The following is a 26,288-nucleotide window of genomic DNA, read 5'->3' on the forward strand; positions in this document are numbered from 1 at the left end:
GAACAGATGACCGGGGTTATCGGGGAACAGGAGAGTCAGAGCAGCCGTTATCGCCAGATAGCAGAACAGATTAAACAGGCGATCCATGCCGGTTCACTGGCACCCGACAGCCGTCTGCCCTCGGTGCGCACCCTGGCGACACAGTACAATGTCAGCCTCACCACCGCCCTGAAAACCCTGCGAACGCTGGAAGATGAGCGCTACGCCGTCGCCCGCCCGAAGTCGGGTTTTTTTGTTGCCCCACAGCGGCCCGCTTCGCGTGCGTTACCCTCCGTCAGCGAACAGCCGCGCGCCATCGCCCCGCTGGATGAGCAGACCGAACTGCATCTGGCGATGCTCGGATCAGACTGCCGGGTGCGCCTCGATCTGGCGAACGGCGACAGTGCCCTCTATCCGATCAGGCGGATTGGCCTGCTGATGCGCCAGATGGGTTACAGCAAACCCGCCCTGCTCGGTAACACGGTGAAGGGCACCGGCTATGCGCCGCTGAAAACGGAGATTGCCCGGCGCGCGGTCGATTACGGCTGCAATATCAGCGCCGACGATATTCTGATCACCAACGGCTGCATTGAGGCGATCTCGCTGTCACTGCGCGCCACCACGCAGCCAGGCGATGTGGTGGCGGTGGAGTCCCCCTGCTATTTCGTCCTGCTGCAGATGCTGCATAACCTCAATTTACGGGTGATTGAAGTGGAAGCCGGGCCGGAAGGCTATGTGAATGTGGCAACCCTCACCCGTCTGTTTCAGCGCAAAGCGGTGCGGGTCTTTCTGACGCTGTGCAACGTCAACAATCCGCTGGGAAAAAGCATTCCCAACGAGCAGAAAGCCTATATTGCGCGCCAGGCCGATGAAAACGATGTGGTGATCATTGAGGATGATATTTTTGGCGATACCGCCTTTGGTGAGCGTCGCCCTTTCCCGATGCGCGCCTTCAGCCCCAACGCTATTCTCTGCAGCGGCTTCTCGAAAACCGTGGCACCCGGCATCCGCATCGGCTGGGTCCACAGCGTCAACTACATGCGTAAGATCGCCTCGCTGAAATATACCTCCACCATGGGCACCTCGGTGCTGTCGCAGGCGGCGGTGGCGGAACTGCTGCGCAGCGGCGGCTATGATGCTCACCTGCGCAAGCTGCGGCGCGAACTGGCGCGGCAAATCAGCGAAATGCGTCAGTCGGTGCTGCGGGAGTTTCCGGCCGGGACAACGGTCTCTGACCCGGAAGGGGGATATGTGCTGTGGGTCGCCATGCCGCCGCAGGCGCTGAACGTGCGCGAGCTGTTTCTCAAGGCGCGCAACGCGGGCATCGGGATTGCGCCAGGCCATATTTTTGCCACCGATCAGCGCTACGATCACTGTTTCCGGCTGAATGCCGGTTTTGGCTGGAATGCGGAAGTGGAACAGGCGATCCGACAGCTGGCGCAGTGGTGCCAGCTGTCGTTAACCGACGCGCAGGCTTAGCTGTCGCGCCAGGCGTTCTCCACCTCTTCCGCCAGAATCTGCACCGCCCGCTCGATGTTCTCCGCATCCGGCACGTAGTTCATCCGCATACACTGGTGGGTGTGCGGCCACGCCTGCTCCAGCCCCGGAAAGAAGAAGTGGCCCGGCACCATCAGCACCCCGCGCGCTTTCAGCCGCTGATAGAGCGTTTCCGTGGTGATCGGCAGATCGCGGAACCAGAGCCAGAGGAAAATCGCCCCTTCCGGCTTGTGGATCAGGCAGCGCTCTTCTGACAGATGGCGGCGCAGGATCGCAATCGTCTGCGCAACCTTCTGCTGATAAAACGGCTTAATCACCTCTTCGGAGAGCCGCAGCAGATCGCCGCGACGAATCATCTCATTGGCGATGGCCGGGCCAATACTGCCGGGGGCCAGGCTGATAATGCCGTTCATATTGCTCAGCGCAGAGATGGTCTTCTCGTCTGCGATAATGATGCCGCAGCGCGCGCCCGGCAGGCCAAGTTTCGACAGGCTCATGCAGAGAATAATGTTGGGATTCCACAGCGGACGCACTTCGCTGAAGATGATGCCGGGGAACGGCACGCCGTAGGCATTGTCGATCAGCAGCGGCACATCATGCTGCTGCGCCAGCGCATCCAGCTGGATCAGCTCCTCATCGGTGATCACGTTGCCGGTGGGGTTGGTCGGACGCGAGACGCAGATCAGCCCGACCTCATCGTTCATCGGCAGATGCTCGAAATCGACATGATATTTAAACTGTCCCTCCGGCAGCAGCTCAATGTTCGGCTTCGCCGACACAAACAGCTCCTCTTCCAGACCGGCATCCGCATAGCCAAGGTACTCAGGCGCCAGCGGAAACAGCACCCGCTTTTTGCTGCCGTCGGCGCGACGACCGGCAAACAGGTTAAACAGATAGAAGAAGGCGCTCTGACTGCCGTTGGTCAGCGCGATATTCTGCGCGGTAATCGGCCAGCCAAGCTGGTCGCGCAGCAGCCCGGCCAGCGACTCCAGCAGCGTCGCTTTGCCGCGCGGGCCGTCGTAATTGCACAGTGCTTCGCTGAGTTTGCCCTCCTCATGCATCTGCTGCAGCAGCTGCTGAAAGTAGTCGTTCATGGCCGGGATCTGCGCCGGATTACCGCCGCCAAGCATGATGGTGCCGGGCGTACGCAGGCCTGCGCCCATATCTTCCATCAGACGTGAAATGCCGGAATGTTGGGTAAATTTGTCGCCGAACTGAGAAAAGGACATAGCGGTTAAAAATTTGTGATTGCGAATCGGGGGTTCACCATAACGCCCGCCATCGGCGGGCGCAATGGAAAGGCGTGGCGATTATTTCAGCGCCTGAGGGTTAACGCAGTTTTTATCGACGTTTCCGCCGAGCGCGGCGATAAGATTCTCCACCGCATCCTGCATCATGCCGTAGCGGGTTTCGTGGGTGGCAGAACCGATGTGCGGCAGCGTCACCACGTTCGGCAGCGACAGCAGCGGAGAGTCGGCAGGAACCGGCTCCTGCTCAAACACATCCAGCCCGGCGGCGTGCAGTTTGCCCGCCTGCAGCGCGGCGATCAGCGCCTTCTCATCCACCACCGGCCCGCGACCGGCGTTGATCAGTACCGCATCCGGCTTCATCAGTTCCAGCTCGGCGGCCCCAATCAGATGGTGGGTTTCGTCAGTCAGCGGCAGGCTGATGCAGACAAAATCACTCTGCTGCAGCAGCTCTTTCAGTTCGCAGCGCTGCGCGCCAAAGCGCGACTGCGCCTCCTCATGCTCACGGCGCGCGTTGTAGAGGATTTTCATGCCGAAGCCAAAGTGGGCGCGCTGCGCCAGGGCCATCCCGATCCGTCCCATGCCGAGAATGCCCAGCGTTTTATGGTGCACGTCGATGCCGAACTGCGCCGGTCCGATGCTCTTCTGCCAGTGGCCCGCTTTGACCCAGGCATCCAGCTCCGGCACCCGACGCGCGGTGCTCAGCACCAGCGCCATCATGGTGTCAGCCACGGTTTCCGTCAGCACGGTCGGGGTGTGCATCAGCACCACATGACGCGCATTCAGCGCCGCCACGTCAAAATTGTCATAGCCCACCGAGACGCTGGAGCAGACGCGCAGATTAGGCATGTTCGCCAGCAGCTCGCCATTCACTTTTCCGCCCGATCCCAGCAGGCCCTCGGCCTGGCGGAACGCCGCAGCGTGCTGCTGCTGGCTCTCTGGCGAAAGATTGCTCACTTCCGTCACGTCACACTGTTCAGCCAGGCGCGCATAGAGGTCGTCAGGCAGTTTTTTATAGAGAATTACAGCGGGTTTCATTCAGTGGCTCCCGATCAAACAAATAAGTAGCGGGCGGCTTGCGGGCCGCCCGGAGAAAACAGAGACTGACGTTTACGCCCGGGCGGCCTCCGTACAGGCCCGGCAAGGCCTGTGCGAACAGTGCAGGCGTTGTGGACCTGCACCGGGCCAGCCCGATTCAGCGTTTACGCTTTCAGGCCGGTTTTGCGCCCCGCAGCGGCGGCGCTTTGTTCTGCGCCGGTTTCACTATCAGCGTCAGCCACACCGACACCAGCAGAGCCGAACCCATAAAGATGTAGGAGGCTGCCGGGCTGCCGGTCGCCCCATTAAGATAGCCGACGATCCATGAACCGATAAATGACCCCAGTGCACCCATACTGTTGATCAGTGCCATTGCCCCGCCCGCGACGTTGCGTGGCAGCATCTCAGGAATAATGGCGAAGAACGGTCCGTAAGGGGCATACATCGCGGCACCGGCAATCACCAGCAGGGTGTAGGAGGCCCAGAAGTTGCTTGAGCCGACCAGGTAAGAGCCAAGGAACGCCAGCGCCCCCACCAGCAGCAGCGGCCAGACAAACAGTTTACGATTCTGGGTTTTGTCCGACGCCCAGGAGACCACGACCATCGCAATGGTCGCCGCCAGATAAGGCACCGCTGACAGCCAGCCCGCTTCAACCATGCCCATCTGTGTGCCGTTACGCAGAATCGACGGCAGCCACAGCACAAAGCCATACACACCGATGCTCCAGGCAAAATATTGCAGGCAGAGGATGATCACATTGCGGTTGCGGAACGCTTCACCGTAGTTACGCACCGCCTTGATGTTTTCCTGCTCTTTTTGCAGTTCAGCCTGCAGGGCCGCTTTCTCTGCATCGCTCATCCAGCGCGCCTGAGACGGCTTATCCTGCACCAGGAACCACCAGGCAATCGCCCAGATGACCGCCGGAATCCCTTCAATGATAAACATCTCACGCCAGCCGAAGGATTCGATCAGATAGCCCGACACCACCGACATCCAGAGCACCGTGACCGGGTTCCCCAGGATCAGAAAGGTATTGGCGCGCGAACGTTCCGATTTGGTAAACCAGTTGCTGATGTAAATCAGCATGGCCGGCATCACCGCCGCTTCCACCACGCCCAGCACAAAACGAATCGCTGCCAGCATCGGAATGTTGCTGACCACACCGGTCAGCGATGCACAGCCACCCCACAGGATCAGGCAGCCGAAAATCAGTTTCTTCACGCTGCGGCGTTCGGCATAGATTGCGCCCGGGATCTGGAAAAAGAAGTATCCCAGGAAGAACAGCGCGCCCAGCAGCGAGGACATGCCTTTGGTGATGCCGAGATCGTCATTAATCCCGGCGGCAGAGGCGAAGCTAAAGTTTGCACGATCGAGATACGCCAGGCTGTAGGTGATAAACACGATGGGCATGATGAACCACCAGCGTTTTGGCGCGATTGTCTGCTTTTTCATCGGGAACTCCTGTGTCTGTAGAGGGGCGCGTGAACTACTCGTCGCCCAGTTGCTGACGCGTCGGCAGACCTTCGCTGTCACCAATGACCTGAATCGCCATCGAACCAATTTTATTGCCGCGGCGAATCGCCTGCGGCAGCGTCTGACCTTCCAGCAGGGCGCTGATCACGCCGACGGCAAAACCGTCACCGGCCCCTACGGTGTCGACCACGTTGTCGACTTTTATCGCCGCAACCTGTCCCTGTTCACCCTGTGCGGTTTTGTACCAGGCGCCGTCACAACCGGTTTTAATCACGACCGCTTTCACACCCTTATCGAGATAGAAATCTGCAATCGCTTCCGGCTGACGGTAACCGGTCAGGATCAGCCCCTCTTTTTCGCCTGGCAGTACCCAGTCGGCATACTCCGCCAGCAGATTGAGCTGCTTACGCATCTCCTCTTCACTGCGCCACAGCACCGGCCGCAGATTCGGATCAAACGAAATGGTTTTCCCGCGCGCGCGCATCTCTTTGGCCGTGTGCTTCAGCAGTTCCAGTGAACTCTCTGAGAGCGCTGCCGCCACCCCGCTGAGGTGCAGATGGCGTGCCGAGCCAAAGTAGTCCGCGTCAAAATCGTCAACCGACAGATGGCTGGCCGCCGAGCCTTTACGGAAATACTCCACCAGCGGGTCAGAGCCATCATCGACTTTGGATTTCAGCTGGAAACCGGTGGGATAACGGTTATCGACCGTGACCCGGGCGTGGTCAATGCCCTCTTTTTTCAGCTGCTGGCAGATAAAGCGACCAAAGGCGTCATCGCCAACCCGGCTGACCCAGCCCACTTTCAGGCCAAGACGCGCCAGGCCGGTCGCGACATTGAGTTCTGCGCCTGCTGCGCGTTTAACAAAGGTCTCTGCGGCGGCGAGATCGCCGGTTTCACGGGCGACAAACATCGCCATCGCTTCGCCGATGGTGACCACATCAAGCGGACCGGTGTGATATTGGGTGTGATGACTCATTTTTACTCCTTACACATTGCGCAGCAGCGACACATAGTGGCGCGTCACCGCAATCAGATCGTCGCCTTCCAGCGGAAATTCAATACCGCGCGGCACCGAGCCGGGCAGCTGTTGCAGCAGGTCACGCCAGCCAGCGTCCGCCTCATCCAGCGCAATTGCCCGGAAACTCTCCTGATGCGGAACGGCGGCTTTGACGTGCACATAGCCGACCTGCGCGGCCAGCTGCTGCGCGGCCTGGAAGGCGTTTTCGCCGGTCCAGCACCAGTTCCCCATGTCGAAGGTCATCGTGATCGGTAGCCCGGCTTCTCTGATCGCCGTGAAAAACGCGACGGAGGGTGCGAGTTTGCCCTGTTCGGTCTGATCGTTTTCCACCGTCAGTTCACACGGCAGTGCTGCCAGATGCGCCTGCAGCGTTTCACGGTGAAGTGAACCGGTGAAATGTCCCAGCGCGACTTTCAGCCGCTGCGCATTTAACTGGCGTGCTTCTTCAACGTAGTGGGTTATGCGCGGATTGATTTCGCCGCCGTCACAAAACAGCGTATCGGGCACCGAATAGCTGGCCTGAAGCTGATGCTGTGCCACCGCCTGCGCCAGTGCGGGCAGATCGGCCAGCGCCGCGTCATCAAGCAGTTCGCGGCGGATTTCGACGCCATCAGCACCAGCCTGCTGAATGATCGGCAGCAGCGCAGTCTGGCCGCCGAGTGCGGCGATCTGCGCATGGCCATAAGCGGCGGTCACCACAATGATGTCAGGTTTCATGTTCTGCTCCATGGCAGGTTTTTGCGCGTAGCGGATACAAAAACCCTAAATGGAACCGGTTCCAAAGCAAAGCAGCAAACTGTGAAACTATGATCGTGCTCACGAAGCGAGCACGAAGAGAGGTCTGAGGCTTACAAACGCAGGATTGTACGCTAAGTGCATATCAGAGAGCTCCGATGAAGGAAAAAAGTGAGGATTTTTATCATGTTAAGAGGGATGCGGATAGCTATGAAGTCATCGTTACTGAAAAGCGTTAGCGGGATTAATGCAAAAACGGATCGGAAAAAACCAAAACCGTCATTTTATGATGCTGTTAAATTTAATTCCTTTATTTCCATCCTATTATTGCTCAGCGTCATTTATAGTCGGTAATAAGATAGCAAACGGAGGTTTTGCAGATGAAATGGATTTTAATAACACGATTACTTGCTTCAGGATTAACAACGGTTTCAGCCCAACCCGATCAGGACATAGAAAAGGAACTCTCCACTGCCACTCTATTTTCGATGGGCTTCAATGGATTTATTGCGAAGGAAATGCCACAACAACTGATATACGAAAAAGCTTTAAAAGATAACAACTCCGTAAAGATATTTGAAAGTGTGATGGAATCTGCAACCGCCACGTCTGAAGGTAAAGCCTGGGCGGCATGCGGTCTTTGGCAGAAAAAAGAGATAGACAAAATAAAAGTAAGAAAAGAATATAATAATCTGCCTGTAACGCTATTAACGGGCGACATCCTCAGGCAGGAATCCTTAGAAAAGGTTATCGAAAATATACGACTACACGGATGCAAATTAAGGAGATCGAAATGAGAAACATAGATAAGTCAGAAGCCGAACGCGTTGCTGGCGCCGTGAATATGAGTGATTCAGGCGAGCCAGAAAAAAACTTTATTATCTTCGGGGGAAGCCCGGATGAATGGTTTGATAATATAAAAGTTTTCTCGACGCCAGGCCCAGGCCCTCTCAGCGTGTGTGCTGTTAATTTAACTCTCTCCGGCCTGCCTTTGTAAGCCAGTAAGAAGCCTGTCCTGAGCAGGCTTCTTTCGTCCCTTTCGACAATACCTTAACGGCACACTCTCTGATTTGCCCGCTCAGCCCGAAGTAAGAACAAACCTGCACCTCAGGGAAGCGGCTGGCTGGAGCCGCGAACGATCAGCTCGCCGGAGAACACCTGTTCGGCAACCGGCAGGTCACTGCCATCAATACGGGCAATCAGTCGCTCCAGCGCACTGAAGCCAATCTGCCAGGTCGGCTGTTTCAGCGTGGTAATCCCGACACCAGCCAGCGCCGCCCACTCCAGCTCATCGAAACCGAGCAGGCCGATATCGCGGCCCCACTGCAGGTTGAGTCGCTGCAGCGATCGCGCCACCTGCAGCGTCAGCGCCCCGTTGGCGACCATTACCGCACAGCGTTTGCCCGCATGCTGCTGATGGAATGCCAGCAGCGCCGCGTCAAGCGCATCGGGCTGATGCAGCACCACTTCCACATTCTGATGCTCAACCTGCGGATGCGCCGCCAGCAGATGGCGGAACGCCTGCAGACGCTCGCGGCGCGTATTGACACTGCCCAGCGGCTCACTGAGAAACATCAGAGCCTCATAGCCATTGTCGACAAGATGGCGCGTAGCGGTTTCGGCCGCTTCGGCGTTGTTCAGGCCCACCACATCGCAGGGAAAATCGGGGATTTTGCGGTCAATCAGCACCATCGGCAGCAGGGACTGCTGCAGATGATTCAGCACCTCTTCGCGCATCCCGACCGCATTAACCACGATGCCTTCAACCTGATAACTGCTCAGCAGCTGGAGGTAGTGCTGCTCCAGATCCACTTCGTTGTTGGTATTACACATCAGCAGCGTAAAGCCCTGCTCACGACAGGCGGCTTCAATGCCACTCATGACATCGACGGAATAGGGGTTGGTGATATCAGCGATAATCAGCCCAATCAGGCGCGTACGCCCACGTTTCAGACCGCGTGCCATCTGGCTCGGACGATAGCTGAGGTCCGCTATCGCCTGTTCAATCCGCGCTTTCAGATCGGCGGAGAGCAGATGCAGTTCACCGTTCAGATAACGTGAAACGCTGGTTTTACCGGTCCGAGCCGCGTGAGCAACATCGCTGATGGTGGCGCGAGGCGGCCTGGTTTTCATGAGATATCCTGCAAAATTATAAATTCGGCAGAGACTAGCACAAGCGCAGCCCGGAGCAAAAAGCGCTACGCCGGTAATTGCAGCCAGGGCTGCCACAGGGTCTGTAACGTCTCCGGCGGCGCACCCTCGATCAGCCGGACAATCATCTCCGCCACCTGCTCTCCGGCCTGATGTGGCGTTGCCTGACGAATCGCGACAATGGGATGATCGAGAATCGCATCCCCCGGTAATCCCTCCCAGCCTGCCAGCAGGATGGCATCCTCACCCGCTGCGCGTCCGGCCTGATGCAGCGCCACAGCCGCGCCTTCCGCCAGCGCACCACAGTCGGTGATGATCACCTCCGGCATCGGCCCCTCTGCCAGCCACTGCCGGGTCTGCTGATAGCCGGCACGGCGCGTCGGTGCCACTGCCGCCATCGCATAAGGCGCGAGATCACCCAGCGCCGTCAGATAGCCCTGACGCCGGTCGCGCGCGCGGCTGCTGTTCTCCTCACTGCCAAGCCAGGCGATCCGCCGCCGTCCCTGTGCCAGCGACCACTCCACCGCCAGCTGCGAACCGGCAAGGTGGTCAACATCAAACCAGGCATAGGTGGCGGGCAGATCGCTGCGACCCAGCGTCAGAAAGCGAAAATCGGTCTGCAGCAGCGCATGAAGCCGACAGTCATCTGGCCGGGTGTGGCCGATAATCAGGGCATCGACAGCCCCGCTGCGCAACAGGCGGGTGAGCGCCGGAGGATTCTGCTGCTTATCTGTCAGCAGCAGCAGGTTAATATCATAACCGGCCAGGTGATGCTCCAGTGCCAGTAACATGTCACTGAAATCGCTGCCACTCAGAGGCGAAGCCCCCGGCGGACAGACCAGGCCCACCGCATTAGCGCGACCGGTTTTCAGCCGTCTGGCCGCCGCATTAGGCCGGTAGCCGCGCCGTTGCGCCTCCGCTTCGATGCGTTTACGCGTCTCCTGAGCGACATCCTGGTAACCATTGAGGGCGCGGCTGACGGTGGTGACAGAGAGACCTAAAACCGCCGCGATGGCTTTAAGAGACATAGGGGAATTTCCACTGATCAATTTTTGATCAGGCTACCATAAAGCCTCTGCTGGCTCTATCCACAGAACGCTTTCTGGTGCTTTTAACGTGAGACTTTCCAGAAAAAAGGGCGCCCCCGAGAGGGGGCGACCACGGTTAGCCCAGCGGGGTGAGTGTGATCTCAACGCGACGGTTTTGCGCTTTGCCGGCTTCGGTGCTGTTGGTGGCAACCGGGTTATCCGGGCCTGCACCCTGCGTACGCAGGCGATCGCTGGCCACGCCCTGCACGATCAGCGCGCTGGCGACACTTTCAGCACGCTGCTGAGAGAGACGCATATTCAGCGCACGGGTGCCGGTGCTGTCGGTGTAACCCACGACGTTTACCGCCGTTTTTGGATACTCTTTCAGCACCATTGCAACACCGGTCAGGGTGTTCGCGCCTGCGGGTTTCAGATTGCTGCTGCTGGAGTCGAAGGTGACATTGTTGGGCATGTTCAGGACGATGTTATCGCCATTACGGGTCACGCTGACGCCGGTGCCGCGCATCTTGTCACGCAGTTTCGCTTCCTGCACGTCCATGTAGTAGCCCACGCCACCGCCCAGTGCCGCGCCGCTTGCGGCACCAATCAGAGCACCTTTACGGCGATCTTTCTTCGACGATGAAAGCACGCCGACACCGGCACCCACTAATGCGCCCAGGCCCGCGCCTACGCCTGACTTACCCGCCTGTGATTCACCGGTGTAAGGATTGGTGGTGCAGCCAGGCAGGGCCAGGCTGCTGCTCAGTAACAGGGTGATCGCGATTAATTTCTTCTGCATTTTTGTTCCCTTACAGTCGAGACACAGGGGAAAACCTTCCCCATAAGTGGCACGATTATGCCGCCTGTGGAACAGGGATGTATGAGGAAAAATCCTGATTTATGGAGAATCAGCGGGTAATGGCATCAGGATGGCAGAAACAGTTGCTCTGATGATCGTTTATCAGCCCGCAGGCCTGCATAAAGGAATAGCAGATTGTCGGGCCGATGAATTTAAAACCACGCTGCTTTAACGCCTTTGAGAGCGCAATGGCCTGCTCTGACGTGGTGGGGGCCAGGCTGTAGTCGGGATAATGGTGAACGATTTGCACGTTATCGACAAATTGCCAGACGAACTGGCTGAAATCCTCACCTTTCGCCTCCATTTCCAGGTAAGCGCGGGCATTCGCGATAATGGCGGCGATTTTGCCGGGATGGCGGATAATGCCGCTGTTCAGCAGCAACTGGTCGATCGCTGGCGCGTCCATCTGCGCAATCGCCTGCGGATCAAACTGGTGAAACGCCGCGCGATAATTTTCCCGCTTTTTCAGCACGGTGATCCAGGAGAGTCCCGCCTGCTGTCCTTCCAGACAGAGCATCTCAAACAGCGCACGCTTGTCTCTCTGCGCCACCCCCCATTCCCTGTCGTGATAAGCCAGATAGAGGGGATCCTGTGTTACCCAACCACATCGTTGCATCGCTTTGTTCCTTTTAACGAGAATATTTTAGCGGTCCGCTTGATCTTAAAATTAATCGGTTGATAGTTAAACGATCAGCGGTTAAATAACAGAGACAGCGCGAATTTTAATTACGACGCCGGATAATAACTTCAGCCCTGCCTGGAGAAGAGATGTCGCCGAAAAGCGGTTGGAAAGGTCTGAGAACCTGCTGTGCTGCATGGCTGTTAATCTTAATGGCACCGGCTTTTGCCCGGAGCGGCCTCTCTGCGCCGCCACACGCCGACTTTCTGCCGGACTACGACACGATACTGGCAGAGAAGATCGCGCTGACGCCCCTCACCTTCAGTGACGAAAACCGCGCCCTGTTTGAAGCCGCCATTAACTCTCCCACCGCCTCACCCATCGCGCTGCACAGTGAAACCGGCAGCGCAGGCACCACCCCGCTGGGAAAACGCTACCGGGCTGGCGTGGAGATGCCTGTTGCGCCGTCGCTCACCACCGGGCCGGTGGCGCAGTATGCCGTCGATCCGCAACCTATAAACTGTCTGCAATGTGACTACAGCGATCAGCAGAGTCGCGAGCAGAGTGCCAGCGTCGGCTGGCGCATCGATTCGCAGCAGGGATGGATATCGCCCTGGGCGCAGCTCAGCTATCGCTATCTGCTGGCGGAGACGCCCCAGACTCCCCGCCGCGAGGCGACGAACGGCCCGGATCAGAGCGAGGGCATCGACCTGAGTATCGGGGCGCAGCTGCCGCTGAACGACAATCTGGCGGCTTTCGCCTCATTTTCACAAAACGAAGCGCTGAATAATCAGGAACAGCAACTTTACAGCTTCGGCTTCAGCGCCAGCTTCTGAGCGGGGCATGAAAAGAGAAAGGCGGTCGGGCGTTTAAAATATAATGAGCCTGCTAATCATTATACTGGTAACACTATGCGCAACGATCTCACTCTTATTGGCCGCGAAATCGCGGTTTTTCTGCTGGCAGCGCTGTTTCTTGCCCTCACCATCGTTCCTGTCTACATCGACGTCGCCTGGATGAACGACGCACTGCATGAGACCTCATTCACCGAAACCACTCAGGAAGTGATGCTGGCGACCATCGCCGCACTCTTTTTTATCGCAGCCCGACGCCGTCCCGATCAGCGCGGCGCGCTGACTCTGGTCGCCGGTTTTTACGCCTGTATGCTGATCCGTGAACTCGACTTCGTGTTTGATGCCATTCAGCATGGCAGCTGGGTCTGGTTTGCGCTGGCCGTCACCGCGGGCTCACTGGCCGTCGCGCTGCGCACGCCGAAAAAAAGCGTGCATGCGCTGGCTGCCCTGGTGCAGCACCGCAGCTGGCCGGTCATGGCCTCCGGCTTTTTAGTGGTGCTGGTCTTCTCCCGCCTGTTTGGTGTGCATGTGCTGTGGCAGCACCTGATGCTGGGGGATTACAACCGGGTGGTGAAAAACATGGCCGAAGAGGGGACTGAGCTGCTGGGATACAGTCTGTGCTGGCTCGCTTCGGTTCGCTATGTATGGCAGACCCGCCCCGCCGCTGCCGCCCTTACCGTGCGCGCACCGGAATCTGTACCGGCCCGCCATGCCACGTCGCCGGTGACCTCGCACTGACCCGCACTCCTGCTTTTTAAGCGATCCCCTCCGTTAAAAAAGGTACAATAACCCCTTCTGCGCTGGCGACAGGTTCCCGGCGCAAGGTGTTCGTTAACCTCAGGTCTTTTCATGTCAGCTAAAATCTTAACTTCAACGCTCATTGGCCTGGATGCCTTCCGACAGGATCCGCTGACTGCCCTGCAGCAGGCGGAAAAGGGCACGCTGGCGGTGTTAGATAACTATGCGCCGGTGATGTATGCCATCACCCCGGCGCGTCTGGCCGAGCTGCTGGCGCTGGAAGCAGCCGCCCGGCAACCGAATGATGTGGCGCTGGATGACAGCCTGTATGACGATGCGCCCGCCGCGATCCACACACCGGCCGGGAAGTTCGCCATGTATCCGGGCTGGCAGCCGGATGCCGACTTTACGCGCCAGGCCGCGATCTGGGGCGTGGCGCTGGCTGAAGCCGTCACGCCGGGCGAGCTGGCGGCCTTTGTCGCCTACTGGCAGGCGGAAGGCCGGATGTTCCATCATGTCCAGTGGCAGCAGAAACTGGCGCGCAGCATCCAGATGAACCGCGCCGCAAATGGCGGGCAACCGAAGCGTGATATCACCCAGTTGCCCGATCCTGACCGTACCATTCCCGATGGTTTCCGAGGTGAATGATGAAAACGCCAAACGATCTCTTTAGCCGTCTGAAAAAAATGATGCCTGAAGGCACCCGCCCCAAATTTGCCAATGGCCAGGAGCTGCTGGCGTGGAATCAGGAGCAGGGTCGCCTGCGCTCAGAGGCGATAGTACGCGAGAACCGCGCCATGAAAATGCAGCGCGTGATGGGCCGTTCCGGCATTCGCGAACTGCATATCAACTGCTCGTTTGATAATTACCGGGTTGAGAATGAGGGCCAGCGTAAGGCGCTGGAGCTGGCACGGCAGTATGCCGCAGAATTTGACGGCAGCATCGCCAGCTTTGTCTTTTCAGGACGTCCCGGCACCGGTAAGAACCATCTGGCCGCGGCGATCGGCAATGACCTGATCCTGCGCGGCAAAAGCGTGCTGATCGTGACGGTCGCTGACCTGATGTCGAGCATGAAGGGCACCTTCAGCGGCAGCAGCGGCATTACCGAAGAGCGGCTGATTCAGGATCTGAGCAGTGTCGACCTGCTGGTGATCGATGAGATCGGTATGCAGAGCGAATCGCGCTATGAAAAAGTGATCATTAACCAGATCGTCGATCGCCGCTCCTCTTCCAAACGCCCGACCGGCATGTTATCGAACCTCGACCATGCCGGTATGAATGCCCTGCTGGGCGAGCGCGTGATGGATCGTATGCGGCTTGGCAACAGCCTGTGGGTGCGGTTTGACTGGGAAAGTTACCGCAGCCGGGTGCGCGGCGACGAATATTAATTCCACCGCGCGCTGACGCCTCTCTCCGCTGGTGCGGCTCTCCTTCCGGGGCCGCACCGCTGTCCTCTCGTTCTCTCCCTCTTATCCGAAACGCGCACCGTTTCGCTTACCCGCCCGCCTGCTGCCGAGGGTTATCCCTGATAGCGAGGTTGTGTGAAACAGCACACAAAAGTGTCAGATCAACGTTTCTCACGGGCTGATACACTGAAATCTGTCTCCTCTGTTGGGTGGATCCGTGATGAAAACAAACGGCAAAGGCCCTGCACTCCTGCGACTGAACAATCAGAAACGGGTAATGGCCCGGTTACGTAAACTGCGCGTCACGTCGCGTCAGGATCTGGCGGAGGCACTGGAACTCAGTAAGAACACCGTCTCGCTCATCATCGATGACCTGCTGGATCAGGGGCTGATTGAGGAGCTGGGACCGGTCAGCGTGGCGGCCGCCGGACGGCCTAAAATCGGCATCGCCCTGCGGCCGGAAAAGCTCAAGAGCGCGGGCATTATGGTGGAACGCAACGTCATCCACTGGCGGGTCTGCGACTACTTTTCGCAGGTGCTGGCGGAACAGACGCTGCGCACCGAGACCAGTAACCCGACCCGCCTGCTGGCGGAGCTGGCGATGCTCTGCCGGGAACTGACAGAGCGCTATCCCGATCTGCTTGGCTTCGGCCTTGGCTTTCCCGGCATCGTCGATCCCCGCCGGGGCTGGATGCATCTCTCCCTGCCGCTTGAATGGCAGGATGTTGACCTGCTGAGCACGCTGCGCAGACACGTTCGCCTGCCCATCCGCATCATGAACAATGTCAAAGCGGCGGCTCTGCTGGCCGTCGAGCAGCACGGACTCTCCGTGGAGAGCGGGCATTTTTATCTGCGGATTGCCGAAGGCATCGGCGGCGCACTGATCCAGCATGGCGACGTCTTTACCGGACACAGCTGGACGGCGGGTGAGGCGGGACATCTGATCGTTCAGCCCGGCGGGCCACGCTGCAGCTGTGGCCGGCGCGGCTGTCTGGAGGCGCTGGTCAGCAAACCTGCCGTGAATCAGCTGCTGGCGCAGCATCAGCCTGGCCTGAGCTGGCAGAACCGCGACAGCGCGCCACGCGTGGTGGATACGGTGATGACCCAGGCAGGTGGCTATCTCGGTGCGGCGCTGAGTCAGATCATGCTGCTGCTGAACCCCGCCACCATCATCATTGATTGCCCGTGGAGCGCCAGCGAGCTTTTCTGCAAAGCGGTGCGCGACACGGCGCAGGGCAACGCCTTCGCCTTTACCGCCACGCACACCCAGTTGCACTTCCCCGCGACCCGGATTGATCCGGCGAACGGGCTGGCGCTGGCGGTGCTGGAGCAGAGTGAGCAGCGGGTGTGAGGCCGCAGAGACTCTCCCCTACAACACATTCTCCCCGTGATGCTGCCGGTACTCTTTTGGGGTGGTGTCGTAGCTTTTGCGGAAGACCGAGTAGAAATACTGCAACGAGGGGTAGCCGCACATCTGTGAGATCTCATTGATGTTAAGCGAGGAAGACGCGAGCAGTTCGCGCGCTTTTTCCAGCTTTTCGCGGTGGATCATCGCATGAATGGTGTCGCCGGTTTCATCCCGGAAGCGTTTTTCCAGATTGGAGCGTGACAGCCCGACCGCATCCAGCACCTGCTCCACCTTGATCCCCTTGCAGGCATTAAAGCGGATGTAGTGCATCGCCTGAATCACCGCCGGGTCGCGCAGCGAGCGGAAGTCGGTCGAGCGGCGGGCGATCACTTTTACCGGCGGCACCAGAATGCGCTGAAGCGGCAGAGGCTGCTTATCCAGCAGCCGGTGCAGCAGCTTGGCTGCCTGATAGCCCATCTGCCGCGAGCCCTGCGCCACGGAAGAGAGCGCCACGCGCGACAGATAGCGGGTCAGCTCCTCATTATCAATCCCGATCACCGTAAGCTTCTCCGGCACCGGAATTTTCAGGTGTTCGCACGCCTGCAGCAGGTGCCGCGCCCGTGAGTCGGTGACGGCGATAATCCCGGTTTGCGGCGGCAGCGTCTGCAGCCAGTCGGCGAGCCGGTTCTGGGCGTGCTGCCAGTTGGCAGGCGCGGTTTCCATCCCCTGATAGACCACGCCCTGATAGCGTTCGCGCCCCACCAGCTGGCGAAACGCCTGTTCCCGCTCCTGCGCCCAGCGCTTGCCGCTGGAGGCCGGTAATCCATAAAAGGCAAAGCGATTGATCCCCTTCTCTTTCAGGTGCAGAAAGGCTTTCTCTACCAGCGCGGCGTTGTCAGTGGCGATGTAGTGCACCGGCGGATAATCTTGCGGCCGGTGGTAGGAGCCTCCGACGCCCACTATCGGCACGGAGACATTCGACAGCAGGGTTTCGATGGAGCGATCGTCGTAATCGGCGATCACCCCATCTCCCAGCCATTCGCGGATGTTGTCGATGCGGCAGCGGAAATCTTCTTCGATGAAGATATCCCAGTCAGTCTGCGATGCCTGCAGATACTCCCCGACCCCCTCCACAACCTGGCGGTCATATACTTTGTTGGCGTTAAACAGCAGGGTAATGCGATAGCGTTTGTCATGCATGGTGGCGCGTTCCCTTAAATGCTCAGCGCATTGCATAGCACGGCTGACAGGGGCAAAAAAATTGTTTGCGCCACAATGTGATCGTCCGCGCGATTACACCCGACGCCGCGTGGCCGTATCCATCCACACCGCCAGCAGCAGAATCGCCCCTTTGACGATGTACTGCCAGAAGGTCGGCACATCCATCATGCTCATGCCGTTATCCAGCGATGCCATGATAAAGGCGCCCATCACCGCCCCCGCCACGGAACCGACGCCCCCGGCCAGACTGGTGCCGCCGATGACACAGGCGGCGATCGCGTCGAGTTCCGCGATGTTACCCGCCGACGGCGAGCCAGCGCCCAGCCGCGAACTGAGGATCAGCCCGGCGATCGCCACCATCACGCCGTTGATGGCAAACACCGCCAGCTTGGTGCGCGCCACGTTAATGCCCGAAAGGCGCGCAGCATCGATATTGCCGCCGATGGCGTAGATACGACGGCCAAAGGCGGTGCGGGTAGCCATAAACATGCCCGCCAGCAACAGCATGACCAGCAGCAATACCGGCGTCGGCACGCCGCGATAGTCATTGAGTAACCAGATGGCCCCCAGCACCAGAATCGCGGTGATCGCCTGACGGCCCACCGTGCCGCTGGCCGCGCCCTGCGGCAGCCCGAGCTGCTGACGGCGCAGCCGCAGACGCCACTGCCACAGCATAAACAGCGCCAGACCGACAAAACCAAAGCCGAAACCGACGCCGTCCGGCAGATAGCTCTGACCAATCTGCGACATTCCCGGCGTAATCGGCGCCACCGTGGTGCCGTCGGTAATCCCGACCAGGATGCCGCGGAACGCCAGCATCCCCGCCAGTGTGACGATAAACGACGGCACTTTGCGGTAAGCCACCCACCAGCCATTCCAGGTGCCGAGCAGCAGCCCCATCACCAGCGTCACCACGATAGTCAGCGGCAGCGGCCAGCCAAGCCAGACGTCGAATATCGCCGCGGCTCCGCCGAGCAGGCCCATCATCGAACCCACCGACAGGTCGATCTCCGCCGAGATAATCACGAACACCATGCCGACGGCCAGGATGCCGGTGACGGCGGTCTGACGCAGCAGGTTAGAGACGTTACGCGCACTGAGCCATGCGCCATCGGTGGTCCAGGTAAAGAACAGCGCAATCACGACAATCGCGCCCAGCATCACCAGCACCTGCAGGTCAGGCAGCGTGAACCTGCCCGGTGACGGTTTGCCCGGCGTGCCGGAGAGGCGGCTTTGGGTACTTTCACTTTTAAGCATAATGTTCACTCCGCAGGGCAGCTTCCATCACCTGCTCCTGAGTCAGGTTATCGTTAACTAAATCGGCTTTGATCTGCCCTTCATGCATCACCAGCACCCGATCGCTCAGGCCCAGCACTTCCGGCAGCTCAGACGAAATCACAATGACGGCGATCCCCTGCTGAACCAGCGCATTGATCAGCAGATAGATCTCCTGACGCGCGCCCACATCGATGCCGCGCGTCGGCTCATCCAGAATCAGGATTTTCGGGTTCAGCAGCAGGCATTTCGCCAGAATGGCTTTCTGCTGATTGCCGCCGCTTAACCGGCCAATCGGCAGTTCTGACGAGGAGGTTTTGACCCGCAGCCGGCCGATCGCGTCGTTGATGGCCTGCTGCTCCTGCGCTTCATCCAGGGTCGAGAGCCGGTGGCTGAACTGATCCAGCGCCGCCAGGGTAATATTTTTGCCCACCGCCATCAGCGGCACGATGCCATCCTTTTTGCGATCTTCCGGCACCATCGCGATGCCGTGCGCAATCGCGGCGCGGCAGTCGGTGATGCTGACCTGCTGACCATTGATCCAGATGTCGCCCTGCCAGCGGCCCGGCCAGACACCAAACAGACACTGCACCGTTTCGGTTCGGCCCGCGCCCACCAGTCCGGCGATGCCGAGGATTTCACCGCGTCGCAGCGTAAAAGAGACGTTGTTGACGCGGCGGATATGGCGGTTGACGGGATGCCAGGCGGTGAGGTTTTCCACCTTCAGCACCGGGTCGCCGATCTCATGCGGTGCATGCGGATAGAGCGCGGTCAGCTCGCGGCCGACCATCATGGTGATGATGTCATCTTCGCTCATGCCCGCCGCCGGACGGGTGGCAATGTGCTGACCGTCGCGGATAACGCAGATGGTGTCGGAGATCGCCTTCACCTCATTCAGCTTGTGCGAAATGTAGATGCAGGCGATGCCGTGTTCACGCAGATTGCGGATGATACCGAGCAGCACCTCCGTCTCCTGCTCGGTCAGGGAGGAGGTCGGCTCATCCAGAATCAGCAGCCGGACCTGTTTGTTAAGGGCGCGGGCAATCTCCACCAGCTGCTGCTGGCCCAGACCTAACTCCCCCACGCGGGTGGCGGGAGAGACGTTGAGCCCGACCCGCGCCAGCAGCTGCTGGCAGCGCAGGGTCATGGTTTCATCATCCACCATGCCGAACCGGCTCAGTTCGGCACCGAGGAAGATGTTCTCCATCACCGTCAGTTGCCGCACCAGCGCCAGCTCCTGATGAATGATCACGATGCCTTTACGCTCGGTATCGCGAATCGTCTGTGCCTGAATTTCGTCGCCAGAGAAGTGGATCTGCCCCTCGAAATCGCCGTGCGGATAGAGTCCGCACAGGATTTTCATCAGGGTCGATTTGCCTGAACCATTCTCACCGCACAGCGACATCACTTCGCCCGCCTCCAGGTGCAGGCTGACATCATTCAGCGCTTTCACGGCACCGAAACGCTTGGTGATGTTTTTCATTTCCAGCAGCATCGACTGTTCTCCCTCACGCTTTGCGCGGTCAGAGTTCGCTCTGTTTGTGGAAACCGTCTTTCACCACGGTGCTTTCGATATTGTCTTTGTTAACCGGAATCGGCTTCAGCAGCCGCGACGGCACATCTTTCAGGCCGTTGTTCAGCGTGCTGTTGCTGGCAGGTGTTTTGCCATCGCCCAGCTCGACCGCGATTTTCGCCGCTTCGGTCGCCAGCTCGGTGATCGGCTTGTAAACGGTCATGGTCTGGGTGCCCGCTTTGATGCGCTTAATCGCCGCCAGATCGGCATCCTGGCCGGAGATGGCCACTTTCCCTGCCAGTCCCTGCGCGCTCAGCGCCTGAATCGCTCCCCCGGCGGTGGCATCGTTGGAGGCGACCACCGCATCGATATGGTTACCATTGGCGGTCAGGGCATTTTCCATAATCTTCAGCGCATTTTCCGGCAGCCAGGCATCGACCCACTGATCGCCAACAATTTTAATGCTGCCGTTATCGATGTAGGGTTTTAACACTTTCATCTGTCCGGCGCGGAACAGGCGGGCGTTATTATCCACCGGCGATCCGCCCATTAAAAAATAGTTGCCCTTAGGCACCTGTTTCACAATGCTTTCGGCCTGCAACTCACCCACTTTTTCATTATCGAAAGAGATATAAAAATCGATATCGGCATTATTTATCATGCGATCATAGGCCAGCACTTTAATGCCTTCCCGCTTCGCTTCTGCGACGACGTTACTCAGCACCTGACCGTTGTAAGGAATAATGACCAGCACATCGACACCGCGGTTGATCATATTTTCAATCTGCGACATCTGGGTTTCTTCATTGCCGTTCGCAGATTGAACAAACACCTGAGCGCCCTGCGACTCGGCCTGTTTTACAAAGATATCGCGATCTTTCTGCCAGCGCTCCAGGCGCAAATCATCAATTGCCATGCCGATCTTCACTTCTTTTGCCAGGCTGGTCTGGCTGAACAGCGCCAGCGCCGCACAGGCAGCAAACAGTGCATGTTTCATCTTCATTGTGATCATCCTGTAGGTTGAGGCTATTTTCGTTTCAGGCCGATAAACCAGGCGGATGAATTGTTGCCCTTATTTCTGAACGACAGCAATTACTGATTTTTATCCGGCTATTACGTTTTTTGGTTTATTTGTTTTTTTATGAGCGCGATCGGATTTTCGTCCTTTTCGGAGAAACCATGCCGCGCGCGACGCTCCGCGTGGAATAGCCTTATTTTGCGAGCCAGCGCACAAATAATAATTATCTGAAACCCGGAGTGAAATATCGTAATTGAGCTGAGTCAGTCACCCATATCAAATATGGCTTCAACGCAGACCATTCGGGTACTGATGCTAAGGAGCAAACCATGCACGCTTATTTCGATCAGATCGATCGGGTTCGTTATGAAGGTCCCCAGTCGACGCATCCTCTCGCTTTCCGCCACTACAATCCTGATGAGGTGATCCTCGGCAAGACGATGGCGGAACATCTGCGCTTTGCCGCCTGCTACTGGCACACCTTCTGCTGGAACGGCGCGGATATGTTTGGTGTCGGCGCCTTTGATCGTCCCTGGCAGAAAAGCGGCGATGCATTGCAGCTGGCAAAGCAGAAGGCGGATGTGGCCTTTGAGTTTTTCCACAAGCTGAATGTGCCCTGGTACTGCTTCCACGACGTGGACGTCTCACCGGAAGGGGATTCGCTGCAAAGCTACAAAGAAAACTTTGCCGCCATGACCGATAAGCTGCTGGAGAAACAGCAGGAGACCGGCGTGAAACTGTTGTGGGGCACCGCTAACTGCTTTACCCATCCGCGCTATGGCGCAGGCGCGGCGACCAACCCCGATCCGGCGGTCTTTGCCTGGGCAGCGACACAGGTCTGCAGCGCCATGCAGGCGACGAAAACGCTGGGTGGCGAAAACTATGTGCTGTGGGGGGGACGTGAAGGGTATGAAACGCTGCTCAATACCGATCTGCGGCAGGAGCGCGAGCAGATTGGCCGCTTTATGCAGATGGTCGTCGAGCATAAACATAAAATCGGCTTCCAGGGCACGCTGCTGATCGAACCGAAACCGCAGGAGCCGACCAAACATCAGTATGACTACGATGTCGCCACGGTTTATGGCTTCCTGAAACAGTTCGGGCTGGAGAAAGAGATCAAGGTGAACGTGGAGGCGAACCACGCCACGCTGGCCGGTCACTCCTTCCATCACGAAATTGCCACCGCCATTGCGCTGGGCATTTTCGGTTCGGTGGATGCGAACCGTGGCGATCCGCAGTGTGGCTGGGACACCGATCAGTTCCCGGTCAGCGTGGAAGAGAACGCGCTGGTGATGTATGAAATCCTTAAAGCGGGCGGCTTTACCACCGGCGGTTTAAACTTTGATGCCAAAGTGCGTCGTCAGAGCACCGACAAATATGACCTCTTCTACGGTCATATCGGGGCAATGGATACGATGGCGCTGGCACTGAAGGTGGCGGCGCGCATGATCAGCGACGGCGAGCTGGATAAGCGTGTGGCGCAGCGCTACAGCGGCTGGAATGGTGAGTTCGGCCAGCAAATTCTGAAAGGCGAGTTTTCCCTCGACGCGCTGGCGGCGCATGCTCAGCAGCAGCAGCTCAATCCGCAGCATCAGAGCGGGCGTCAGGAGCAGCTGGAAAATCTGGTGAATCACTATCTGTTTGATTTCTGAATCTTCAGGAGCGGAGCATGTATATCGGGATCGATTTAGGCACCTCTGGCGTCAAAGTGGTGCTGATGGATGCACAGGGCAACGTGGTGGCGACAGAAACCTCGCCGCTGCAGGTTTCGCGTCCACACCCCCTGTGGAGCGAGCAGGATCCCGAAAGCTGGTGGCAGGCGCTGGATCAGGCGATGCAGGCGCTGAGCGCTCAGCAGGATCTGGATGCCGTGCAGGCCATCGGGCTGAGCGGACAGATGCATGGAGCGACGCTGCTCGACAGCGCAAACCAGGTCTTACGCCCGGCCATGCTCTGGAATGATGGACGCAGTGAGGCGCAGTGCCGTGAGCTGGAGCAGAAGGTGCCGGATTCGCGGGCGATCACCGGTAACCTGATGATGCCCGGCTTCACAGCCCCCAAACTGCTGTGGGTGCAGCAGCATGAACCGGCCATCTTCCGTCAGATCGCGCATGTGCTGCTGCCCAAGGATTACCTGCGCTGGCGGATGAGTGGCGACTTCGCCACGGATATGTCAGATGCCGCAGGCACGATGTGGCTGGATGTGGCGCAGCGTGACTGGAGCGATGTGATGCTGCACGCCTGCGATCTCAGTCGCGACCAGATGCCGCAACTCTATGAGGGCAATGCCCTGACCGGCACCTTACATGCTGACCTGGCGACACGCTGGAAGATGAACGCGGTGCCGCTGGCCGCAGGCGGGGGCGACAATGCCGCCGGCGCCACAGGCGTCGGCATGACCGAACCCGGCCAGGGGATGCTGTCGCTGGGCACTTCCGGCGTCTATTTTGTGGTGAGCGACGGCTATCTCAGCAATCCGCAGCAGGCTGTTCACAGCTTCTGTCACGCGCTGCCAAAGCGCTGGCATCTGATGTCGGTGATGCTGAGTGCAGCCTCCTGTCTGGACTGGGCCGCGACGCTGACCGGCTGCCGGGATGTGCCTGAGCTGCTGGATGAAGCCGCGCGGGCGCGTGATGACGTGCCGCCACTCTGGTTTCTGCCCTATCTTTCCGGTGAACGCACGCCGCACAACAATTCCAACGCCCTCGGCGCCTTCTTTGGTTTTACCCACCAGCATGGTCGTCCCGAGCTGGCGCGGTCGGTGCTGGAGGGGGTCGGCTTTGCGCTGGCGCAGGGCATGGATGTGCTGCATGAGTGTGGTGTTCAGCCAGAGAGCATTATGCTGATCGGCGGCGGAGCGCGCAGTGCGCTGTGGCGTCAGATGCTGGCGGATATCAGCGGCCAGACGCTGGATTACTGTCATGGCGGCGAGGTTGGCCCGGCACTGGGCGCGGCCAGGCTGGCACAGCAGGCGCTGGATGCCAGCGTCACCGTCCCGACACCGGTGCGGGTGCAGCGGCATCAGCCGGATCCCGGCAGAATGGCGGAGTACCGCTCACGCCGGGAAACCTTTGCAACCCTCTATCGGCAGCTCCTGCCGCTGATGAACTGATCGTGCCTGCCCGGCGCACGCTGAGCAGCATCAGAAAGCCCTGATGGCCGGGAGAGCGATCCCCCGGCCACCGTCTGTCAGCCAATCGCGCCCAGCGTATCTTCCTGACCCTGCTTCTTCGGCAGCAGGAACAGCGTCGCCACGATATCCAGCAGATAAATCAGCGCCAGCAGGGTAATCGCCGCCGTGAACGAAAACTGGCTGGCCAGCAGCCCTATCACCACCGGCCCAAAGCCGCCCACGCCACGACCCAGGTTGAACAGGACATTCTGCGCGGTGGCCCGCACCTGCGGCGGGAAGGTATCGGAAATCAGTGCACCGTAGCCGCCGATCATGCCATTAACGAACATCCCCATGATCGCGCCGGTCACCAGCATAATGGTGGGATCGCGCAGCTGGGCGTAGACCACCACCATCACCACGGCACCAAACTGGTAGAGCAGGAAGATTTTCCAGCGCGCAAAGCGGTCGGCCAGCACGCCAAACAGCCAGATGCCAAAGGTCATCCCGACGACGGTGACCGCCGTCCAGAGACCCGATTTGGTCAGGCTGAAGCCAAAGCTGGAGGAGAGGTAGCTCGGCATCCAGATCATCAGCCCGTAGTAGCCAAAGTTCTGCACGGAACAGAGAATAAAAATGCCGAGGCTGGCTTTGGCGGTGGTGCGATCGCGCACCAGCAGCTTCAGGCGCGCCGGGAAAGAGAGCGACGGCACCTGCTTAACCTGACGCTGATACGCTTCCGGCTCGCCCATGCCGCGGCGGATAGCAAACGAGACCAGCGCCGGCAGCAGCCCGACCAGGAACATGCCGCGCCAGCCGATGAGCGTCAGCAGCGGCGGCGTGATAAAGGCCGCCATCAGCACGCCGAGCTGCCAGCCAATGCCGACCCACGCTGACGCGCGATTGCGCTTCTCCACCGGCCAGGCTTCGGCAATCAGCGCCATGCCGATACCAAACTCGCCGCCCAGTCCGACGCCCGCCAGCGTGCGCCAGGCGAGCAGATCCCAGTAGCCCTGCGCCACCGCGCACAGACCGGTGAAGACAGAAAAGACCAGAATCGTGACGGTGAGCATACGGATGCGGCCAAAACGGTCGCTGAGATGACCAAACACGATGCCACCGATTACCGCGCCAATCAGCGTCCAGGTCACCAGCGATCCCGCCTGTGAGGGGTTGAGCGCCAGCGAAACGGAGATAGCCGGCAGCATAAAGCCGAGTATCAGCAGGTCGAATCCATCCATGGCATAACCACTGACCGCAGCCAGCATCGCTTTGCCGGGCGTGACGCCTGGCTTCGATTGGGGAGAAGGGGACATCTTTGCGCACCTCAGAGAGAAAAGTGCCGCAATTATAAAGAGTGTTCAGGGTGTGACCAATTGAAAAGGCTTATCCCTGCGCCGGGCAGGCGCAGGGTAAGCGGGATCAGGAAGGGCGATTGCTGCCGTCATCACCCGACAGCAGTTCGTCGAGACGGTCACCGCCAACGTGGCGGAAATCCTGACCTTTAACGAAATAGAAGATGATTTCGCAGATGTTCTGGCAGCGATCGCCGATGCGCTCAATCGCACGGGCGCAGAACAGCGCCGTCAGCACGCTGGGAATGGTGCGGGGATCTTCCATCATGTAGGTCATCAGCTGACGCACAATGCCCTCATACTCTTTATCCACCTTTTTATCTTCACGGTAGATAGTGATCGCCTCATTGAGATCCATGCGGGCAAAGGCGTCCAGCACATCATGCAGCATCTGTACGGTGTGGCGGCCCAGCGACTCCAGGCTGACCAGCAGCGGCAGGTGCTGCTGACCAAACTTCTCCAGCGCCGTGCGGCTGATCTTCTCTGCCACATCGCCAATGCGCTCCAGCTCAGAGATGGTTTTGATGATCGCCATCACCAGCCGCAGATCGATTGCGGTTGGCTGACGTTTGGCGATGATGCGCACGCAGGCTTCATCAATCTCCACCTCCATCATGTTGACCTTCTGGTCACCGTCGATCACCCGCTGCGCCAGCTCGCCGTCCAGGTTGTGCATCGCGGTAATCGCGTCGGTCAGCTGCTGCTCGACCATCCCGCCCATGATCATCACCTGAGTGCGGATATGCTCCAGCTCGGCATTGAACTGACCGGAGATGTGTTTGTTCAGATTCAGATTATCCATG

25 protein-coding genes are annotated in these 26,288 nt (G+C 58.9%); 10 read left to right on the forward strand and 15 right to left on the reverse strand.

Going from position 1 to position 26,288, the window contains the following annotated elements; translation table 11 throughout:
- The first annotated feature begins 6 nt into the window (after positions 1 to 6).
- The gene (locus OJ965_RS02620) at positions 7 to 1,458 is read left to right on the forward strand and encodes an aminotransferase-like domain-containing protein (protein ID WP_265137719.1); all 1,452 of its coding nucleotides are present in this window, start codon (positions 7 to 9) and stop codon (positions 1,456 to 1,458) included.
- Here OJ965_RS02620 and OJ965_RS02625 read toward each other — a convergent pair.
- The 5 genes from OJ965_RS02625 to OJ965_RS02645 form a co-directional block, all read right to left on the reverse strand.
- Positions 1,455 to 2,705, reverse strand: coding sequence for a valine--pyruvate transaminase (locus OJ965_RS02625; protein ID WP_009088263.1), 1,251 nt, complete (start codon positions 2,703 to 2,705; stop codon positions 1,455 to 1,457). The genes OJ965_RS02620 and OJ965_RS02625 overlap by 4 nt on opposite strands.
- Before the next feature lie 81 nt (positions 2,706 to 2,786).
- Positions 2,787 to 3,761, reverse strand: coding sequence for a glyoxylate/hydroxypyruvate reductase GhrB (gene ghrB, locus OJ965_RS02630; RefSeq protein WP_009088261.1), 975 nt, complete (start codon positions 3,759 to 3,761; stop codon positions 2,787 to 2,789).
- 172 nt (positions 3,762 to 3,933) lie between these two features.
- On the reverse strand, positions 3,934 to 5,214 hold the full coding sequence (locus OJ965_RS02635) for an MFS transporter (RefSeq protein WP_009088258.1): 1,281 nt from the start codon (positions 5,212 to 5,214) through the stop codon (positions 3,934 to 3,936).
- Positions 5,215 to 5,248: 34 nt separating this feature from the next.
- A complete protein-coding gene (locus tag OJ965_RS02640; RefSeq protein WP_009088257.1) occupies positions 5,249 to 6,211 on the reverse strand; it encodes a sugar kinase in 963 nt (320 codons plus the stop codon).
- Positions 6,212 to 6,220: 9 nt separating this feature from the next.
- The gene (locus OJ965_RS02645) at positions 6,221 to 6,970 is read right to left on the reverse strand and encodes a hypothetical protein (protein ID WP_046100902.1); all 750 of its coding nucleotides are present in this window, start codon (positions 6,968 to 6,970) and stop codon (positions 6,221 to 6,223) included.
- Between the two features lie 398 nt (positions 6,971 to 7,368).
- On the opposite strand from OJ965_RS02645, the gene mchS3 reads away from it, so the two are divergent.
- Both mchS3 and OJ965_RS02655 read left to right on the forward strand, forming a co-directional pair.
- Positions 7,369 to 7,785 (forward strand): MchS3 family protein, encoded by a 417-nt coding sequence (gene mchS3 / locus OJ965_RS02650; protein ID WP_154929054.1) that lies wholly within the window; start codon positions 7,369 to 7,371, stop codon positions 7,783 to 7,785.
- Positions 7,782 to 7,985, forward strand: coding sequence for a hypothetical protein (locus OJ965_RS02655; protein ID WP_111208014.1), 204 nt, complete (start codon positions 7,782 to 7,784; stop codon positions 7,983 to 7,985). Before mchS3 ends, OJ965_RS02655 begins: the two co-directional genes overlap by 4 nt.
- A gap of 110 nt (positions 7,986 to 8,095) precedes the next feature.
- On the opposite strand, the gene OJ965_RS02660 is transcribed toward OJ965_RS02655, so the two are convergent.
- From OJ965_RS02660 to OJ965_RS02675, 4 genes are all read right to left on the reverse strand, one after another.
- Positions 8,096 to 9,121, reverse strand: coding sequence for a LacI family DNA-binding transcriptional regulator (locus OJ965_RS02660; protein ID WP_009088252.1), 1,026 nt, complete (start codon positions 9,119 to 9,121; stop codon positions 8,096 to 8,098).
- Positions 9,122 to 9,186: 65 nt separating this feature from the next.
- Positions 9,187 to 10,167, reverse strand: a complete 981-nt coding sequence (locus OJ965_RS02665; RefSeq protein WP_009088250.1) for a LacI family DNA-binding transcriptional regulator — start codon at positions 10,165 to 10,167, stop codon at positions 9,187 to 9,189.
- Positions 10,168 to 10,303: 136 nt separating this feature from the next.
- Positions 10,304 to 10,966 carry an OmpA family lipoprotein gene (locus OJ965_RS02670; protein ID WP_154929055.1) on the reverse strand — a complete coding sequence of 221 codons (663 nt, stop codon included), beginning with the start codon at positions 10,964 to 10,966 and terminating at the stop codon, positions 10,304 to 10,306.
- Positions 10,967 to 11,075: 109 nt separating this feature from the next.
- Entirely contained in the window at positions 11,076 to 11,642 is a 567-nt protein-coding gene (locus tag OJ965_RS02675; RefSeq protein ID WP_033736113.1) for a DNA-3-methyladenine glycosylase I, read from the reverse strand.
- 152 nt (positions 11,643 to 11,794) lie between these two features.
- Between OJ965_RS02675 and OJ965_RS02680 the strand changes: the two genes are divergently transcribed.
- From OJ965_RS02680 to OJ965_RS02700, 5 genes are all read left to right on the forward strand, one after another.
- Positions 11,795 to 12,481 (forward strand): autotransporter, encoded by a 687-nt coding sequence (locus tag OJ965_RS02680; RefSeq protein ID WP_140029601.1) that lies wholly within the window; start codon positions 11,795 to 11,797, stop codon positions 12,479 to 12,481.
- Positions 12,482 to 12,556: 75 nt separating this feature from the next.
- Positions 12,557 to 13,237 carry a hypothetical protein gene (locus tag OJ965_RS02685; protein ID WP_167432063.1) on the forward strand — a complete coding sequence of 227 codons (681 nt, stop codon included), beginning with the start codon at positions 12,557 to 12,559 and terminating at the stop codon, positions 13,235 to 13,237.
- A 111-nt stretch (positions 13,238 to 13,348) separates the two neighbouring features.
- Complete coding sequence (gene dnaT / locus OJ965_RS02690; RefSeq protein WP_009088241.1) at positions 13,349 to 13,885, forward strand: primosomal protein DnaT; 537 nt, start codon at positions 13,349 to 13,351, stop codon at positions 13,883 to 13,885.
- On the forward strand, positions 13,885 to 14,625 hold the full coding sequence (gene dnaC, locus OJ965_RS02695; RefSeq protein ID WP_009088239.1) for a replicative helicase loader DnaC: 741 nt from the start codon (positions 13,885 to 13,887) through the stop codon (positions 14,623 to 14,625). The genes dnaT and dnaC overlap by 1 nt, the downstream gene beginning before the upstream one ends.
- Before the next feature lie 238 nt (positions 14,626 to 14,863).
- Positions 14,864 to 15,994, forward strand: coding sequence for an ROK family transcriptional regulator (locus tag OJ965_RS02700; RefSeq protein ID WP_265137726.1), 1,131 nt, complete (start codon positions 14,864 to 14,866; stop codon positions 15,992 to 15,994).
- A gap of 18 nt (positions 15,995 to 16,012) precedes the next feature.
- Here the strand turns inward: OJ965_RS02700 and xylR are convergent, their stop codons facing one another.
- From xylR to xylF, 4 genes are all read right to left on the reverse strand, one after another.
- Positions 16,013 to 17,191 carry a D-xylose utilization transcriptional activator XylR gene (gene xylR / locus OJ965_RS02705; protein ID WP_009088236.1) on the reverse strand — a complete coding sequence of 393 codons (1,179 nt, stop codon included), beginning with the start codon at positions 17,189 to 17,191 and terminating at the stop codon, positions 16,013 to 16,015.
- Between the two features lie 93 nt (positions 17,192 to 17,284).
- A complete protein-coding gene (xylH, locus tag OJ965_RS02710; protein ID WP_265137727.1) occupies positions 17,285 to 18,469 on the reverse strand; it encodes a xylose ABC transporter permease XylH in 1,185 nt (394 codons plus the stop codon).
- Entirely contained in the window at positions 18,462 to 19,982 is a 1,521-nt protein-coding gene (locus OJ965_RS02715) for a xylose ABC transporter ATP-binding protein (RefSeq protein WP_046100894.1), read from the reverse strand. Before OJ965_RS02715 ends, xylH begins: the two co-directional genes overlap by 8 nt.
- Positions 19,983 to 20,010: 28 nt before the next feature.
- Positions 20,011 to 21,003 (reverse strand): D-xylose ABC transporter substrate-binding protein, encoded by a 993-nt coding sequence (gene xylF, locus OJ965_RS02720; RefSeq protein WP_009088231.1) that lies wholly within the window; start codon positions 21,001 to 21,003, stop codon positions 20,011 to 20,013.
- Positions 21,004 to 21,347: 344 nt separating this feature from the next.
- Here xylF and xylA point away from each other — a divergent pair, with 344 nt between their 5' ends.
- Together xylA and xylB are read left to right on the forward strand one after the other, a co-directional pair.
- The gene (gene xylA, locus OJ965_RS02725) at positions 21,348 to 22,670 is read left to right on the forward strand and encodes a xylose isomerase (protein WP_009088230.1); all 1,323 of its coding nucleotides are present in this window, start codon (positions 21,348 to 21,350) and stop codon (positions 22,668 to 22,670) included.
- 17 nt (positions 22,671 to 22,687) lie between these two features.
- On the forward strand, positions 22,688 to 24,130 hold the full coding sequence (gene xylB / locus OJ965_RS02730; RefSeq protein WP_265137729.1) for a xylulokinase: 1,443 nt from the start codon (positions 22,688 to 22,690) through the stop codon (positions 24,128 to 24,130).
- Between the two features lie 77 nt (positions 24,131 to 24,207).
- Here the strand turns inward: xylB and OJ965_RS02735 are convergent, their stop codons facing one another.
- Together OJ965_RS02735 and phoU are read right to left on the reverse strand one after the other, a co-directional pair.
- Positions 24,208 to 25,446 (reverse strand): MFS transporter, encoded by a 1,239-nt coding sequence (locus OJ965_RS02735; protein ID WP_009088226.1) that lies wholly within the window; start codon positions 25,444 to 25,446, stop codon positions 24,208 to 24,210.
- Between the two features lie 106 nt (positions 25,447 to 25,552).
- Positions 25,553 to 26,287, reverse strand: a complete 735-nt coding sequence (phoU, locus tag OJ965_RS02740) for a phosphate signaling complex protein PhoU (RefSeq protein ID WP_009088225.1) — start codon at positions 26,285 to 26,287, stop codon at positions 25,553 to 25,555.
- Position 26,288: the final 1 nt, after the last annotated feature.

Origin of the sequence: Pantoea anthophila (assembly GCF_026104315.1) — a bacterium.
GTDB classification, from domain to species: Bacteria; Pseudomonadota; Gammaproteobacteria; order Enterobacterales; family Enterobacteriaceae; genus Pantoea; species Pantoea anthophila.